Source organism: Lactobacillus delbrueckii subsp. bulgaricus, from assembly GCF_046938665.1.
Taxonomy (GTDB): Bacteria; Bacillota; Bacilli; order Lactobacillales; family Lactobacillaceae; genus Lactobacillus; species Lactobacillus delbrueckii_C.
On record NZ_JBKZCD010000001.1, the window covers coordinates 125,513 to 141,643 of the forward strand.

The window sequence follows — 16,131 nt, forward strand, 5'->3', positions numbered from 1 at the left end:
TAAACCTCTTCCTCTTTGCTCCTAGGCAACATCAGCGATAGCGTTTGTGGGACTTGTAGAAGCCTTTTTTCTGCCGCTGCATCTTCCGGTCGGCTCTCTCGACCGCCTCTTGCAGATAGTGGGAGTCCGGGCACCATTCAGCCCCAATTGAGATCGACGGAGTCCCAGGCACGGTCATGCTCTTTTCAAAAGCTGCGCAGTGAGCCTCAAATTCTATCCGGCTGCTCTGGTCATCCAAAACCACGAATTCATCCCCGCCAACCCGGTAGACATGGTCGTGGCCAAAGGCCTGGCTGATGATCTGGCCGGCAGAAATCAAGAGTTCATCTCCGGCATCATGGCCAAATTCATCATTGGCCTCTTTTAAGCCATTCAAGTCCATGAAGGCCACGCCGACTGTCCTTGAGGCTTTGGCTTTCTTATAGTAGTTCAGCTTGGCCAGGTAAGGGTGACGGTCATTCAGCTTGGTCAAGACGTCAGTATCTCTTTGCTGCTCCAATTTCCGGCCCATTACTTTAGCGCCAACGAAGTCAGCTATCAGTTCAATCAAATTGTTAAAGTCCATATTTAAGCTGGCATCAAAGTTTTCAACTACAACTGCCCCGCGGACCCGGCCACTTTCATAAAATGGCGCCAAAAGGACATTTTCCAGTTGGTAGTCATCGTCATAAGTCGCGATAATTTCCGGAAAACGTTTGGCAATTTCAGCCTGGTCAGTCAAAAAGATGCTGTCATGGTTTAGCTGCCCCTGCAGCTCAACTTTTAGCTTGGCTACATCGATCTTTTGCTGCTTCTTTTGCACCGATGCTAAGCCAGGCCGGATCCAGTTGTAAGTATTTTTAGCATACTGCCCCTCGCCTTCCATCACGACGACCCGGTCAGCAGCAAGGTCTGTGCCGAGCTTGGCCAGGCCCTTGCTGATCGCTGTTTCCAGTTTGTCATTTTCAACGTTCAGGATTTCTGACAGCTGGACGATTTCATTGGTCGTATTCTGTTTCTGCTTGATCTCATGTTGGCTTCTCTTTTGCTCGTCAATGTTGATCATGACTAAAGACCGGGTCTCCGGCACTGAAGACTTGGCCGTAATGTATTCATACCAGTGGCCCGTCCTTGAATGGAAGGTGCCTTGACGGATTTCGCCGTCACTAGCGCCAAAAATCACCTTAATCCAGAAGTCCAGCTTCTGCTTGACGAAATTCGACATCTTGTTGCCCAGCAGAGTTTCCCGGCTCTGGTTCATAATTTCGGCATAGGCCTGGTTGACATAGATATACTGCATGTCAACAATTTTCTTTTCCCGGTAGATTGGCGCCAGGATGATGAATGGGATCGGCATGTCCCGGTACTGGTCGGCGCTCAAGCTGAAATTGGCTGTTACCCCCAGGTCATCGCGTGGCTGGTCCTGGTAAACCTGGTTGGCATTGTAAGAAGTCAAAACGTCAATCAAGGCATAGGCATCCGTGTGCGGGTTGTAGGACAGAATCCGCTGATAGCCCTCAACATAAAGGTTGTTGGGATAGCTGTGAACATTATAATGCCACTCAGTCTTATGATTTTTCCAGTATTCTTCAGCAATCCAGCCCTTGAGATCCTTGAAAAACTGCGGACCGACTGATTTGAGCTCAGTGGCGAAGGGATGCTCTTCCATCTCTTCTTTGGTGACCGACCCACAGCTGAGCAGGTAGCGGGTGTAGCCCTCGTTACCCCTTAAGTAGTAGAGCTTGCCGTTTCTGTATTCCAAAAAGCCCAGCGGAGTCCCCTTAAAGTAGCGGTCCAAAACTGGGTCCGGATCATCAAAGGTCAAGTCATTGTTGTAACTTTCCTGGAGGAAGTGGGGCCGCTCCAGGCTCATCATCCCCACGCTGTTGTAGTAGTCTGACTCGCTGAAGCGCTCCAGGTTGGCTTCCGGGCCCTCGACCCACTTCTTCCAGGCCTGGTCAAAAGGCAGAGGCTGGCCGAAGTAGTAGCCTTGAGCCGCCGCGCAGCCAATTTCCCTTAGGGCCAGAAGCTGGTCGGCATTTTCTACCCCTTCAACGAGTGTGTCAATTCCCAATTCTTCTGCCAGTTCCACCATCTTCTTCAAGACAATCCTTGACCGCTTTTGGTCAGGGTCCTTGATAAAGCTGGCATCAAACTTAATGCAGGAAATAGGGGCATTGTCTTTGATTAAGCCAATTGAGGAGTAGCCCTCGCCAAAATTATCCACCCAGACGGAGAAGCCGTTTTGCTTGAACAAGGCGATCTGTTCCCGGATCTTGTCGACATTGAGATTGCGGGTATCGTTGCTGATCTCGATAACAAGGAATTCCGGTGGCAGTCCGCTCTCTTTTACCTTCTTGGTAATCTCTTCAGCCATATTACACTGGTCAAATTCTGAGCTGAACAAGTTGAGGGAGACCGCGATTTCCAAGTGGCCCCTGTCCTGCATTTTCTTAAGATCGGCAATCACCTTGTCAGCCATGTACAAGTCCAGCCGGTAAAGGATCCCGGCCCGGTCCAAAGTCGGGATAAACTGCTCATCCAGCAGCATCCCGTTATCTGGCTTGCGCCAGCGGGCCAAAGCCTCCCAGTTCCCGCTCTGTCCGTTTAAAATGCGGACAATTGGCTGGTAAAAAGGCTCAATCCAGCCTTCTCTCAAGGCCTGGTCGAAATTGGACAAAATGTAGCTTTCCAGTTCCAGCTTCTGCCGGTTCTGGCTGGTGAAGCAGGAAATGTGGGCCTTAACGTCCTTGCGGTTGTTATTGCAGGCTACCATGGCATACTCGCAGACATTTTTAATGTCTTCGTAAACCAGGCTGCTGGCATCATAGACCCCGATACGGATGGCCAGGTTGCGGCCTTCATTGATTTGCCGGCTTTCTTTGAGGATATCTTTCAGCCGCTCTTCTAAATGGTCATGGGCCGTATAAGCATAAAAGTTGTCTTTCGTAAAGTGGCCGCAGGCGGCTTCCCCAAAGTACCGCTTCAGCAAGTCCGCGAAGGCGACCAGGAGGCGGTTGCCCTCAACATAAGAATAGCGTTGGTTGAAGTGGCTGAAGCCAATCAAGTTAAAGGCCAGCATGACTGGCTGCTTGCCAGCCCTAAAAAGCTGCTGGCAGCCAAGCTCGGCCAGTTCGTAAAAGTAAGCGGCTTTGGGCAGGTCGGTCAAGTCATCCCGGAGGTGCTTGGTCCTCTGGTCAACCGTATCTACTTCCTGCAGGCGGCTGGTCGACATTTCCGTATACCAGACCAGGATACAGTCACTGTCTTTTAGAAACTTCCCCTGGGCCTGCAACAAAACGTAGTCTTCCTGGCCCGGCAGCTTGATCCGGTAGATGCTCTGGTAGCCGCTGCTGTCCCGGTTCATGAAAGAGGTTAGGTCGGCCTGTACGCCTGGCTGGTCGTCAGGATGCAGACCCGCGAACAAGTCCTGGTCCAGCAGCTGTTTAAGCTCAGCCACTGGCAGACCATAGAGCTCACACAGGCCCTTAGACACGGCTATGGCTTTGATCTGCTTATTTTTTGATTGATAAAGTGCTATTGGCGCTTCGCTCTGCGCGATTTTATCCAGCTCAGCCTGCTTCGCTATTTTTTTCATAAAACCACTCCTAATAAACACAGTTTGCCTGCAAACCGGCAAAAAGCTTTAAGCATAAATTAATTTGTATTTAAAGCTGCAGAGGCGGGTTGGTGTTAACCCATTCTTTATATTATATAAAAGTTGTTATAGCAGAGCAAGCTAGGACTGCTTTCCTATAAGAAAATGCGGGGCTTTTCCCAGCATGAAAAAAGCCAAGACTAGCCGTCTTGACTCTTAACATAGTTTTTTAATTATTTTTCGCTTCTTTATTCTTATTAGCCTTCCCCTTCGCCCGATAACGGCAAACATCCAGATAAAAAAGGTAGCCGGCCAGGGCCAAGGCCAGAAGAAAGCCGGCCCAGCTGCCCCAAGAATAGGTAAACAGCATCTTGGAGTAAACTTCCTTTTGGACCATTCCCGTCAAGGTATGGGTAATAAAGACCTGGAAGCCAAAGGCACTGGCCGCTCCCAGCACAAAAGGCAGCCAGGACCAGTAACGGTTGAAGAGGAGCAGGGCCACGCCCAGCAAGTAAAGGACGCAGATGATCCACAAGGAGAGCTGGTAGATTTGCGTAATCTGCTGCAATTCCCCTTCATGCACCTTCAGTTCACTGTTGACCAAATAGAGGGTCAAGTCATCCATAAAAAGCTGGACCTTGTTCTTGGCTGGCAGCTTTAAATCGCTGGACTGCAGGCGCTTGTTTTGCCGGTAGCGGGAAACCAGCCGGTAGAGGCTGAGATAGGACTCGCTAATCTCCACCTTGTCTGGCAATTGGTCAACCAGGTCCTGCTTCAGGCCCGATTCAACCGCGGCTTTGGCCGCGATCGACATGGCGCTGCCATCGCTTTGGTTGGCAAAAGTGTCGATCAAACTGGACGCATAGTCCTTGACCTCATACATTTTAAAGGTGACAGGGCTGCTCAAAAGAGCGACCAGGGAAATTATGGCTGCCAGGCTGCACAGGCTCTTGCGCAGAATCAGTTGGCTTTTTTTCATAGCAGGCTTCCAAGATAATATCCGCAAGTTAAAAGGACCGCCCCGCCCAAATAGCTGGTCAGCAAATAGCGCTTGAGGACGTGCTTTTGCCCGTTTTCAGCCAAAGAGACCATTTCCGTGTTCAAAGTGGAAAAAGTCGTGTAGCCGCCCAAGACGCCGGTACCCAAGAAGGCATAGACGCTAGCCGGCAGCCGCAAGGCAAAGGCCAGGCCCAGGAAAAAGGCCCCTGTCAAATTGATCAAAAGAGTCGGCCGGGGAAAGGCCGTCCCCTGCATCCAGTGCTTCTTGCCATAACTGGTCAAGCCGTAGCGGGCCACAGCCCCCAAGCTGGCACCGAATCCAACCGCGAAAATCATCTTGTTACCCCCTTTCCAAAAGTTTGTCCGCGGCGAAGTTAGCCGCCTGCTTGCCTGCCCAGGCAAAGAGGAAGCCAGCCGCGATCGTGCCGGTAAAGTAAAGCAAAGCTCCAAAATTTTGCCCGCCAAGCAGCAGCTTGAAGGCATCCAGGTTGAAGCTGGAGAAAGTCGTAAAGGCTCCCACGAAGCCCGTACCCAGGCCCGTGGTCAGCCAGGCCCGGCTAGTGGACTTTCTTAGGAAAAAGTAAGTCAGGAAGGCCAGGAGAAAGCAGCCCAAAAGATTGGCAATCACCGTCCCGTAAAAGGAAAGTGCTTCCGTTAAGCCATAGCGGGCCAGGCCGCCCCAAAAGGCAAAAAAAGCCACGCTGAGATAATTTTTTACTGTATCCATTGTTTGCCTCTTTTTGCCTCTTCCTAGATCGTAAATTAACGCACTAATTATAAGATTACATCAGAAAGCGCTTCAAAAGCAAACAAAAAATAGAAGCACCAGCCCGGCACTTCTATTTAAAGCCTTATTCCATTATTTCATAATTACTCTATCAGCTTTTGCCCGCCCCGGCAATCTTAGTCCAGTTCAACATGAGAGATGAGAGCAAGACTGAGACAGAGCTGAAAGCCATGGCCAAAGCGGCCAGTTCCGGGCTGAGGCTGACCCCAATAAAGGAGAAGAGGCCGGCTGCGACCGGAATCCCGATCAAGTTATAGATCAAGGCCCAGAAAAGGTTCAGCTTGATCCGCGTGAAGGTCTGCTTGGACAAGTCAAGCGCCCGCAAAACCCCGGTCAAGCTGCTGGTCATCAAGACGATGCCGCCGGCTTCCTTGGCCACGTCAGTCCCGCTGCCCATGGCAATGCCGACATCAGCTAGTGACAAGGCCGGCGCGTCGTTGATCCCGTCGCCGACAAAGGCCACCGGCCCTGCTTCTTGCAATTTGGCCAAGCGGTCAGCTTTTTCCCCGGGCAAAAGTCCCGCTTCGACCTGGTCAATGCCCAGCTGGCGGCCGATTTTTTCAGCCAGCTGCTGGTTGTCGCCAGTTAACATGACCGTCTTGATTCCGCGCTTTTTAAGCTCGCTGAGGACAGCCTTTGCTTCTGGGCGGGGAGCATCCTGCAGGGCCAAGAGGCCAATGACGGCAGAATCTTTTTGGACATAAACCACCGTCTTGCCGGCTTCCGCCAAACCTTCTGCCTGCTTAATCCAAGCGTCTGGAGCGCTGACGTAGTCAGCCCGGCCCACCTTGACTAAGTGCCCGGCGACCTTGCCTTCTACCCCCTTGCCTTCTTCAGCCGAAAAATCGCTGACTGGCAAGAGAGGCTGGCCGCCTTCTTTAGCCCTGGTCACGATGGCCTGGGCCAAAGGGTGTTCAGAATTGGCTTCCAAACTGGCCGCCAGGCTAAGGCTTTCCGCCTCTCCCACCTGGTCCACCAGCTGGGGCTGACCGACCGTTAATGTCCCGGTCTTGTCAAAAACAATGGTCTTGATTTTCGCGGCTGCTTCCAGGATTTCCCCGTCCTTGATCAAAACCCCCATCCGGGCGCTGCGGCCGCTGGCCACCATCAAGGCCGTCGGGGTAGCTAAACCCAAGGCACACGGGCAGGCGATCACGATGACGGAAACTGCGTAGAGCATGGCTTGAACCGGGCCCACGGGACTGAAGACATCCCAGAGAGCAAAGGCCAGGATGCTGACGATCAATACCGCCGGCACGAAGTAGTTGGCCACCTTGTCAGTCAGTTTTTGGATCGGGGCCCGGGAGTTCTGGGCCTGCTTAACCACTTGGACGATCTGGGCCAGCATGGTCTCTTCCCCGACCTGCTCAGCTGCCATCAAAAAGCTGCCGCTGCCGTTGATGGTTGCCCCGATCACCTTATCACCGGGCTTTTTCGCGACTGGCATGCTCTCCCCAGTCACCATGGCTTCATTGACGCTGCTTTGCCCGGATACAAGCCGGCCGTCAACCGGTACCTTGCCGCCCGGCCGCACTTTGATTATGTCGCCGGCCTTGACCTGGTCCAGGGGTACTTTAACAAAGTTTTCTCCCCGCTTAACTTCAGCTTCACTGGCCTGGAGTTCCAGTAACTTATTCAAAGAAGCTGCTGCCCGGTCATGCATTTTTTCTTCCAGGGCATCCCCCAGCAAGACAAAAATCAAGATAAAAGCCGCGCTTTCAAAGTAGACCGGCCGGCCAGTGAAGTAGGCAAAGAGGCTGTAGACATAAGTCACGCTGGTGCCGATGGCGATCAAGCTGTTCATGTTGGCCTGGTGGCGTTTCAAAGCTGCCCAGGCGCTTTGAATATAGGGTCCTGCCCCAATTAGCATAATCAAGCTGGTTGCAACCAGCGAATAGGGCTTGATCCCTGGCAGCATGATTCCCCAGATCATGAGCAGCATCTGGGCCAGCATAGGCAGGGCTAAAAGCAAGGACAGCCAGAAACGGCGCCAATTAGTCAATTTCATTATCTAATCACGATCTTCCCATGAAACATGTCCATGCCGCAGGCATAGTCGATCTCCCCGGCCTTGTCGGTCGGGATCTGGACCTTGGCCAGCTTTTCCTTGCTTAGGTCCTTGTCAACGCCCAAAGAAGAAAAGACCAAACGGTTGAGGCAGGCCGTCTTGTCTTCCATCTTAAAAGTTACTTCCGCCGGCACGCCCTGCTTTAAGTAGAGCACTTCTGGCTCATAGCCGCCCTTGACGACTACCTGCCCTTCCTGGCGGCCATTGGCGAGACCTGCCTGCTGGCTGCTCTTTTGGAAATTGCCGAAAAACCACCAGATGATCAAGCCGATCAAAGCTGCCGTGGCCAAAACTACTAATCCATTAACTAACATTCCCGTTCACCTTCCATATGCTCACAAGTACTTAAACAATTGCAACCAACTTTTTCCGGAGCCGTCTTCGCCTTTTCGGCCGCCTTTTTGGCAATCGCTTCAAGGTCGCTTCTGCTTAAAGGCAGGTCATCCAACAGCCGGAGGAGCATCTCCCCCTTGTGCATATCGCACATTGCGGCAAACTCGGCCGTCAAGCTCTCATGCATCGCTTCGCTTTCAGCTTTAGCCGCCCGGTATACGAAGCGGTGACCTTGCCGGTCAACCAGTAAAAAGCCCTTCTTTTCCAGGCGCCGCAACAAGGTCTTGACCGTTGACGGGCTCCAGGCACATTTTGCCGCTAATTGCTCAATAATCTCGCTGCTATTGGCCTGGCCCAGGGTCCAGACGACCCGCATAACCTGCCATTCTGCGTCTGAAATCCGGCAATCTTCGTTCATTTCCTTCTCCCTCGTTTACATCTGTAACCTTTACAAAAACCATTTTACAGCATCGTTTACATTTGTCAACAATCTATGCTTAATTTTCTTCCCGGTAACCGCAACCGAAAAAAGTCTTGGCTGCCTGCCGGCGGGTCAGCAGCCAGGCCTCGTTGCCCCGCTTGGGGTAAACGGAGCTGGCCAAAATGACCAGGGCGCGCCCATTTTCAAGGTCCAGGCCTAATCCCGGACCGGTAAAGCCGGTATGCCAGAGAAAGCGGCGGCCCTTTTGCCAGCGAATCCAGGCCAGGGTCCGCTCAAAGCAGTCATAGTCAAACAGGCTGGACACAAGCGGACTAGCTGTCGTTAGGTAAAAGGAACTGAAGCGGGCCAGGTCATCTAGCGTGGAAAAGAGGCCGGCATGGCCGGCTAATCCGCCCATTTGCCAGGCGGTTTCGTCATGGACGTTCCCCCAGACCTGCCCTCTCTCCTTAGTTATTTCCGTTTTGACAAAGTTGTCTCTTTTTCCCTTAAGCAGGAAACCAGTCTCCCGCATCCCCAAAGGGGCAAAAATCTCCTCCCGCAAAAAGCTGCTCAAGTTTTGTCCGCTGACCTGTTCTAAAATTTTGCCCAAGATAATGAAGTTGAGGTCGGAATAGATTGACTCCTGGCCAGGTAAATAAAGGGGCTTAGTTGCTAGTACCGCCTCCCAGACTTCCTCCGGCCTTTGGTATTGCCAGACATCATCCAAGTCCGCCGGCAGGCCGCTGGTGTGCAGAAGCAGGTCCTTTACTGTAACAGCTGAACAAGCCGCCGGGAAAAAGTCTCCCACCCGGTCCTTCAAGCTGATTTTCCCTGCAGCCATTTCCTTAAAAATCCCGCTGGCCGTCCCAACCACCTTGGTCAAGGAGGCCAGGTCATAGAATTGCCCCGGCTCAGCCTGGCCCAGGTAGTGCCGGCTGACCCCACCCTGGTCAACCAGGGCATAAGAGACGCCATTTACGGTCTTTTGCCGGATTGCCTCCGCAAAAATTCCGGTGATTTTTTCTTCAATTTCTGCCGTAGTCATTTTTCCTCCTGAAAAAGAAAAAAGGCAGATCCGCAGATCTGTCCTCTTCACTTATAGAACTAATTTCCGCAGGGCCTTGGCGATCCCGTCGCGCTCGTTGGTGTCGGTGACGTAGTCAGCCAGGTCCTTGATCTCGTCGATGGCATTGCCCATGGCCACCCGCTTGAAGTCAGGGATTTCAAACATGGACCGGTCATTGCCCTGGTCACCGAAGATCATGACTTCACTGTTTGACAGGCCCAGTCTTGAGGCCAGTTCGCTAACCGCGTAGCCCTTCGAAGCGGCCAGCGACCCGACTTCAACGACTTCCGGCCAGCTGCGGACAACCGCGTAGGACTGGAAGAACCAGTCCGGCAGCCGGTTCCAGAGGCGGTCGACCTGGTCCGGGTCATCGCACTGGTAGACTGCCTTGGCAAAGGTAAAGTCCTTCTTGAAGTCGCTTCTGTCTTGAATCCAGAGCTGGTTCTTGGTTTCCGCCCCGTCAATCTGCAGGCGGATAGAAATCTTCTTGTCTAAAGTGTAAAAACGGTCCGGGGTTTCAAAGTCCAGGTTGACGTCGCTGAGCCGCTGCATGTGCAGGAGGGTGTTGAAGTCGCCAAAGTCCAGATCATGACTGATCAGGACCCGGCCGTCTAAGTTCTGCACTACCGCCCCGTTGAAGAGGATCGCGTACTCTTCACTGCCGCTTAAGCCTAATTCTTCCGCGTAGCCCTTGATACCCGACAAGGGCCGGCCAGAAGTCAGCACAATCTTGATCCCGGCTGCTTTCGCTTCCTGCAGGGCCTTGTAGGTCCCGGGCAGAATCGTCTTGCTGTCAGTCAGCAGGGTGCCATCTAAGTCGATGGCCAGCATTTTAATCGCCATATTTTCCTCCTATGTAGTCCAAAGCCTGTTCTTACTTAATTATTGCAAAATTTTTTCCGCAAAAAAAGGAAAAAATCAGCCAAAAGAAAAGGAAAGCTCAATTTGAACTTTCCTTCTTCTCAGCTTTACAGCTTTTAACTTGCTTTTTTATTCGCCCATTTCCGTCGTAACGACCTTGACGATTCGGTCAACGTATTCCTGGGTGATTTCCTGGGTTGGGCCTTCAGCCATAACCCGGAGCAGCTCCTGGGTACCTGAAGGACGGACCAGGACTCGGCCGTCGCCAGCCATGTCCTTTTCAACGGAGTCAATCGCGTCAATTACTGCCTGGTGGTTCTTCCAGCTGTTCTTGTCCTTAACTGGAACGTTGACCAAAACTTGCGGGTATTCCTTAAAGTCAGCCAAAAGTTCAGTTAAAGACTTGCCAGTCTTCTTCATGACCAGCATCAGGTGGATCCCGGTCAGCATCCCGTCACCAGTGTTGTGGTAGTCGCTGATGATCACGTGGCCGGATTGTTCCCCGCCCAGGCTGTAGCCGTTGGCCCGCATTTCTTCAGATACGTAGCGGTCACCGACTTGAGTGCGGACATTCTTGATGCCCCGGCGCTCAAGAGCCTTGGTGAAGCCCAGATTGCTCATGACGGTCGTCACGATCGTGTCCTTCTTCAAGCGGCCATGGTCAGCCAGGTAGGAGCCGATCACGTACATGATGTGGTCGCCGTCGACTTCATTGCCGTTTTCGTCAACCGCGATGCAGCGGTCGGCATCCCCGTCAAAGGCCAGGCCCAGTTGGGCACCTTGCTTGACAACTTCTTCTTGCAGGCGGGCAGTGTGGGTAGCCCCGCAGTGGTCGTTGATGTTGAGCCCGTTCGGGTGGGTTGAAATAGTAGTAAAGTCAACATCCAGGTCGGCAAACAAACGGGAGATGAAGGCGCTGGCTGCCCCGTTGGCCCCGTCGATTACGACCTTGATCCCGCTCAAGTCTTCCGGAATAGTGTTTTCCAAGAATTGGATGTACTTGTTGCTGCCATCGCGGAAGTCGGTTACCGTGCCCAGGCCCTCTGCTGATGGCCGCGGCAGCATGTCCTGCTTAGCGTCGATCAGTTCTTCGATTTCTTCTTCCTTGGCGTCAGACAGCTTCAAGCCATCGCTGCCGAAGAACTTGATCCCGTTGTCTTCAACCGGGTTGTGAGAAGCAGAAATCTGCACGCCGGCGTCGGCCCCTTGGGCCCGGACCAGGTAGGACAGGCCAGGTGTGGTCATGACCCCGCATTCCAAAACTTCAATGCCGACTGACAAAAGGCCTGAAATCAAGGCGTATTCCAGCATTTCACCAGAAATCCGGGTGTCTCTTGAAACTAGAACCCGGGCCTGGCCGCCGTCTTCCTTTTCCTTGGTCAGCACGTAGCCGCCCATCCGGCCCAGTTTAAAGGCCATTTCCGGGGTCAAAACCTTGTTCGCTTCACCGCGGACACCGTCAGTACCAAAATATTTAAGCATGTTGCAAAGAACCTTTCTTTTTTCTAGTTGTTCGAATCGCTGACTTCGATCTGGACGTCCACGCTGCCTGGTGAAATCCAGGCAACTCCGCTTGGAACTGACAGGCGGAAGGACTTGGTGACCGAAGACTTGATATCAGTCAGATCAACATCCAAAGTTAGGGAACTGATCTTTTTCAGGGCTTCCTTTTGCCCATAGAGGGTAACTTTTTCCTCTTTGGCAGTCAAGGAGTAAACTTTCTTGCTTGAGCCATGGCTGGCATTCAGCTTCAGCTTAACCGTCTTCTTAGAGACCGACAAGGGCAGGGTTACCCGGGCCGTTGCCGGACTGATCACCACGTTGAGCTGGTGGCCCTTGGCATCGTATGCGGCCAGAAGAACGTTCCGCCGCACCGTCTGGGTGCTGCCGTTTGGCACGACTAGCTGGGCCTGCACGTGGTCGATCGCTTTTACTTCACTCTGGGCCCCGGTGACTTCAACCGTCTCCGGGCTGACTGTCGGCGTGCCGATGTCATAGCCTTGAGCAACAGCATTCTTATTATAACCTATTTGGACCGGCAAGGTGCGGGACTTTCGCTTTTGGATGTTGACTTTCACGCTTTTCTGCGAAAGTTTGTAGGAAACCTGGCTGGGCAAGCCGCTAACCTTAATTGGCACCTGGTGGCTGCCGACCCCCAGCTTGCTCAAGTCAATGTAGACCCGGAAGTTCTGGGTGTTAACGGCGGAAGTAACCAGGGCATTCGGTCCTTCTAGAGTCACCTTGACCTTGGATGGGTAGCCGGTGACGTAGTACTTGTCAGTGTCCACTGACACTTGCAGGGCCATCTTCAAGATCTGCTCAGTGCTGGCCGTTTCCTGGACCTTGGTTTGGTTGTTGGTATTAACCTGGGTGTTGTCAACGAAGGCAACCAGGACGATGGCTAAGAGCAGGGAAAAAAGCTTGTAAAACCATTTTTGCTCAATCAATTTGTGCATTATTTATCCCCCCAGTTCCAGATGCCCCGGGCCAGGCGGATTGGCCATGGCTGCTTCTTCTTTTCTTCAGTGACCAGTTCAGCCCGCAAGTACTTGAGGTATTCCTGCTGGCTGAGGTCAACCATGAACTGGCCGTTTCTGGTGATCGTCACCCCGCCCGTTTCTTCGGAAACGACCACGGTGATGGCGTCAGTTACTTCAGAAATCCCGACGGCTGCCCGGTGTCTGGTCCCCAGGCTCTTGGGAATCATGGCATTGTCAGACAGGGGCAGGTAGGCGGAAGCCACCTGGACCCGGTTGTTCTTGATGATGACCGCCCCGTCGTGCAAAGGAGTGTTGGGGATGAAGATATTGATCAGCAATTCCCCAGTAACCAGGGCATCGAGCTTGATCCCGGTTTCCACGTATTCTTCCAGGCCGGTCCTTTGTTCCAAAGTAATCAAGGCCCCGATCCGGCGCTTGGACATGTATTGGATCGCCTTGTCCAGCTCCTTGACCAGCTTTTCCTGCTGCTCGCGCTCGCTGTTTTCCGAATCAGAAAACAGGGAGACCCGGCCCAGGCGCTCCAGGCCCCGGCGGATTTCCGGCTGGAAGATGACGATAATCCCGATGACTGACCAGGAAACGATCTGGTCCAAAATAAAAGTAACGGTCGTCAGCTGGGCCCAGCCGGCCAAGACCCGGGCCACCATGATCAAAATGATCCCGTTGGCCAGCTGGACAGCCTTGGTCCCCTTGATCAAAAGGGTCAAGTGGTAGATGAAATACCAGGTGATCAAGACATCCAGAACCACCGACAAGGTATGCCAGGTCCACAGACTTGCAAAATCAAACTGCATGAAATTTTCCCTTTCTAAAATTTTCTGTCAGCTAGTTGCGGGCATACATCTTGAACTCCAGGAAGAGGTCATTGTATTCCTGCACCTTGCTGCTTGGCAGATCCCGATAAACTTCCAAATTCTTGACCGTCGACATTGGCGGGTAAAACTGCTTGTCTTCCCGGACGGACTTGGGCAAGAGCTTTTGCGCCGCGGTATTCGGGGTCGAGTAGCCGATGTATTCGGCGTTTTGGGCCGCGTTTTTTGGCTCTAGCATGAAGTTGATGAACTGATAAGCGGCTTCCTTGTTCTTGCAAGTCTTCGGGATAACGATATTGTCAAACCACAAGTTGGACCCTTGGGCCGGCACCACGTAATGGATGTGGGAATCCTGATCCATCATCGTCGCGGCTTCCCCGGAATAGGTAACCCCGATCCAGGCCTCATTTTGCACCATGTACATCTTCAGTTCGTCAGCCACGATTGCCTTGACGTTCTTGCCGATCTTGTCCAGCTTGTCCTTGGCGGCCTTAAGGTGGGCAGAGTTGGTGTCGTTCATGGAGTAGCCCATGGAAACCAGGGACATGCCCATGATATCGCGGGCTGAGTCAACCAGCAGGATCTGCCCTTGGTACTTTTTCTTCCAGAGGTCATTCCAGGTCTTGATCTCGCCCTTTTTGACATAGCGGTCGTTGTAGACAATCCCCAGGGTTCCCCAGAAGTAAGGCACTGAGTACTCGTTTTTCTCATCAAAGGACTTGTGCAAAAATTCCTTGCCGATGTACTTGAAATTACTCAAGCGGCTGGTATCGATCTTGTCCAAAAGATTGTCCCGGCGCAGCTTGGTGATCATGTAATCCGACGGCACCGCTAAATCATAGGCTGTCCCGCCCTGCTTGATCTTAGTATACATGGCTTCGTTTGAGTCAAAAGTCTCATAGATGACATGGTAGCCCGTCTGCTTTTCAAACTTGGTAATCAAATCCGGGTCGATATAATCCCCCCAGTTGTAAATGATCAAATCTTTCTTGCTTGAGGCAGAGCCGCCGCTGGAGCTGTCCAGCTGCTGGGCGCCCAGGTAAAGGCCCAAGCTGACCAAAAGGATGGCCAGGGCCGCGGAGAGGATTTTTTTCATCGCAGAAGACCTCCCAGCTTATTCGCCTTCTTACCCTGCCGCTTGGTCAAGAAATAGTAGACCCCGACCAAAAGGAGGACAAAGAAGAAGATGATTGTGCTTAAAGCATTCACTTCCAGGTCGATCCCCTGCCGGGCCCGGGAATAGATTTCAACGGACAAGGTGGTAAAGCCGTTCCCGGTCACGAAGAAGGTAACCGCGAAGTCGTCCAAAGAGTAAGTCAGGGCCATAAAGAAGCCTGACAGGATCCCTGGCGTAAGGGCCGGCAGGAGGACCTGGCTGAAGACCTGGTAGTTGTTAGCCCCCAGGTCCCGGGCCGCGTCGACCAGGGAGTTGTCCATTTCCTTCAGCTTAGGCAGGACCATCAAGACCACGATCGGCACTGAAAAAGCGATGTGGCTGAGCAAGACGGAGGCAAAGCCCAGGCTGAAGCCCAGGGCGGTAAAAAGAATCAAGAAGCTGGCCCCGATAATAACGTCGGGTGACACGATCAAGATATTGTTCAAAGACAGCAAAAGATTGCGGGAGGCCTCCTTGCTGCGCTGGATGGCAATGGCCCCAAAGGTCCCCAGAACGGTTGCCGCCAGGCTGGACAAAAGGGCCAGCATGATCGTCTCCAGCAAGATAGCCAAAAGGCGCTTGTCAGCAAACAAGGTCTGGTAGTGCTCCCAGGTAAAATGCCGGAAGTGGTCCATGCTGGAGCCGCTGGAGAAAGAAAAGTAGATCAGGTAGAAAATCGGCAGGTAGAGGATCAGCAGCACCAGGCCAAAGTATACCCTGCCCCAAATGGTCTTTTTCATAATTCAATTTCCTTCTTGTGCTGCTTGCGTGAAGTCAGCAGCATTACAATCGACATCAAGGCGATCAGGATAACCCCGATCGTTGCCCCCATATTCCAGTTCATCGTCGTCAAGAAATACTCTTCAACCGCCGTCCCTAAGGTGATCACCCGGTTGCCCCCGATCAAGCGGGTCAGCATGAAGAGGGACAGAGACGGGATGAAAATGGCCTGGATGCCCGATTCAACGCCTGGCCAGGACAAGGGCCAGATCACGTAGCGGAAGGTCTGCCAAAAGCTGGCCCCCAGGTCTGAGCTGGCACTTAAAAGAGCCGGGTCAATTTCCTTCAGCGAGTTGTAGATGGGCATAACCATGAAGGGAATCTCGATATAGGTCGCCACGAAAATAAAGGCGAAGTCGGTAAACATGATCCCAACCGGGCCAATACCGAAGAGGCCCAGGAACTGGTTGACCATCCCGCTCCGGGAAAAAATCCCGATGAAGGCGTAAGCCTTGAGCAAAAGGTTGATCCAGGTCGGCAAAATGATCAGCATCAGCCAGAACTGCTGGTTTTTCAGCCTGGTCAAAACCAGGGCTGCCGGATAAGAGACCAGCAGGCAGAAAAAGGTGATCAAGAGGGCATACCAAAAGGAATTGGCCATCATCCGCAAAAAGGTGCCGCCAGAGAAAAAGGCGGCGAAGTTTTGCAGGGTCAAATGACTGTGGGCATCAGTCAGTGAATAGCCCAGAATCAAAACCAGGGGGGCGATGACGAAGAGGCCGATCCACAGCAGGTAAGGCAAAAGAAATAAAAGCCGGTTCTTTTTCATG

15 protein-coding genes are annotated in these 16,131 nt (G+C 52.6%); all 15 read right to left on the reverse strand.

Going from position 1 to position 16,131, the window contains the following annotated elements; genetic code table 11:
- Positions 1-31: 31 nt before the first annotated feature.
- The 15 genes from ACLUXO_RS00630 to ACLUXO_RS00700 all read right to left on the reverse strand — a co-directional run bounded on the left by ACLUXO_RS00630 (position 32) and on the right by ACLUXO_RS00700 (position 16,130).
- The gene (locus ACLUXO_RS00630; protein WP_412135904.1) at positions 32-3,577 is read right to left on the reverse strand and encodes an EAL domain-containing protein; all 3,546 of its coding nucleotides are present in this window, start codon (positions 3,575-3,577) and stop codon (positions 32-34) included.
- A 229-nt stretch (positions 3,578-3,806) separates the two neighbouring features.
- On the reverse strand, positions 3,807-4,556 hold the full coding sequence (locus tag ACLUXO_RS00635; protein ID WP_412135905.1) for a hypothetical protein: 750 nt from the start codon (positions 4,554-4,556) through the stop codon (positions 3,807-3,809).
- Positions 4,553-4,912 (reverse strand): fluoride efflux transporter CrcB, encoded by a 360-nt coding sequence (gene crcB, locus ACLUXO_RS00640; RefSeq protein ID WP_412135906.1) that lies wholly within the window; start codon positions 4,910-4,912, stop codon positions 4,553-4,555. The genes ACLUXO_RS00635 and crcB overlap by 4 nt, the downstream gene beginning before the upstream one ends.
- 4 nt (positions 4,913-4,916) lie before the next feature.
- Positions 4,917-5,303, reverse strand: coding sequence for a fluoride efflux transporter FluC (locus tag ACLUXO_RS00645; protein WP_300615200.1), 387 nt, complete (start codon positions 5,301-5,303; stop codon positions 4,917-4,919).
- Between the two features lie 151 nt (positions 5,304-5,454).
- Positions 5,455-7,371, reverse strand: coding sequence for a copper-translocating P-type ATPase (locus ACLUXO_RS00650; RefSeq protein ID WP_412135907.1), 1,917 nt, complete (start codon positions 7,369-7,371; stop codon positions 5,455-5,457).
- Entirely contained in the window at positions 7,371-7,745 is a 375-nt protein-coding gene (locus ACLUXO_RS00655; protein WP_412135908.1) for a cupredoxin domain-containing protein, read from the reverse strand. Before ACLUXO_RS00655 ends, ACLUXO_RS00650 begins: the two co-directional genes overlap by 1 nt.
- Entirely contained in the window at positions 7,739-8,182 is a 444-nt protein-coding gene (locus tag ACLUXO_RS00660) for a CopY/TcrY family copper transport repressor (RefSeq protein WP_412135909.1), read from the reverse strand. The genes ACLUXO_RS00655 and ACLUXO_RS00660 overlap by 7 nt, the downstream gene beginning before the upstream one ends.
- A gap of 79 nt (positions 8,183-8,261) precedes the next feature.
- Positions 8,262-9,230 carry a serine hydrolase domain-containing protein gene (locus ACLUXO_RS00665; RefSeq protein WP_412135910.1) on the reverse strand — a complete coding sequence of 323 codons (969 nt, stop codon included), beginning with the start codon at positions 9,228-9,230 and terminating at the stop codon, positions 8,262-8,264.
- A gap of 51 nt (positions 9,231-9,281) precedes the next feature.
- On the reverse strand, positions 9,282-10,094 hold the full coding sequence (locus tag ACLUXO_RS00670; protein WP_003617322.1) for a Cof-type HAD-IIB family hydrolase: 813 nt from the start codon (positions 10,092-10,094) through the stop codon (positions 9,282-9,284).
- 147 nt (positions 10,095-10,241) lie between these two features.
- A complete protein-coding gene (glmM, locus tag ACLUXO_RS00675; RefSeq protein ID WP_412135911.1) occupies positions 10,242-11,594 on the reverse strand; it encodes a phosphoglucosamine mutase in 1,353 nt (450 codons plus the stop codon).
- A 23-nt stretch (positions 11,595-11,617) separates the two neighbouring features.
- The gene (locus ACLUXO_RS00680) at positions 11,618-12,568 is read right to left on the reverse strand and encodes a CdaR family protein (protein ID WP_412135912.1); all 951 of its coding nucleotides are present in this window, start codon (positions 12,566-12,568) and stop codon (positions 11,618-11,620) included.
- On the reverse strand, positions 12,568-13,407 hold the full coding sequence (gene cdaA / locus ACLUXO_RS00685) for a diadenylate cyclase CdaA (protein ID WP_412135913.1): 840 nt from the start codon (positions 13,405-13,407) through the stop codon (positions 12,568-12,570). The genes ACLUXO_RS00680 and cdaA overlap by 1 nt, the downstream gene beginning before the upstream one ends.
- A gap of 31 nt (positions 13,408-13,438) precedes the next feature.
- Positions 13,439-14,521 (reverse strand): ABC transporter substrate-binding protein, encoded by a 1,083-nt coding sequence (locus ACLUXO_RS00690; protein ID WP_412135914.1) that lies wholly within the window; start codon positions 14,519-14,521, stop codon positions 13,439-13,441.
- Positions 14,518-15,321, reverse strand: a complete 804-nt coding sequence (locus tag ACLUXO_RS00695; protein WP_412135915.1) for an ABC transporter permease — start codon at positions 15,319-15,321, stop codon at positions 14,518-14,520. Before ACLUXO_RS00695 ends, ACLUXO_RS00690 begins: the two co-directional genes overlap by 4 nt.
- Positions 15,318-16,130 carry an ABC transporter permease gene (locus ACLUXO_RS00700; RefSeq protein ID WP_270447544.1) on the reverse strand — a complete coding sequence of 271 codons (813 nt, stop codon included), beginning with the start codon at positions 16,128-16,130 and terminating at the stop codon, positions 15,318-15,320. Before ACLUXO_RS00700 ends, ACLUXO_RS00695 begins: the two co-directional genes overlap by 4 nt.
- Position 16,131 lies beyond the last annotated feature (1 nt).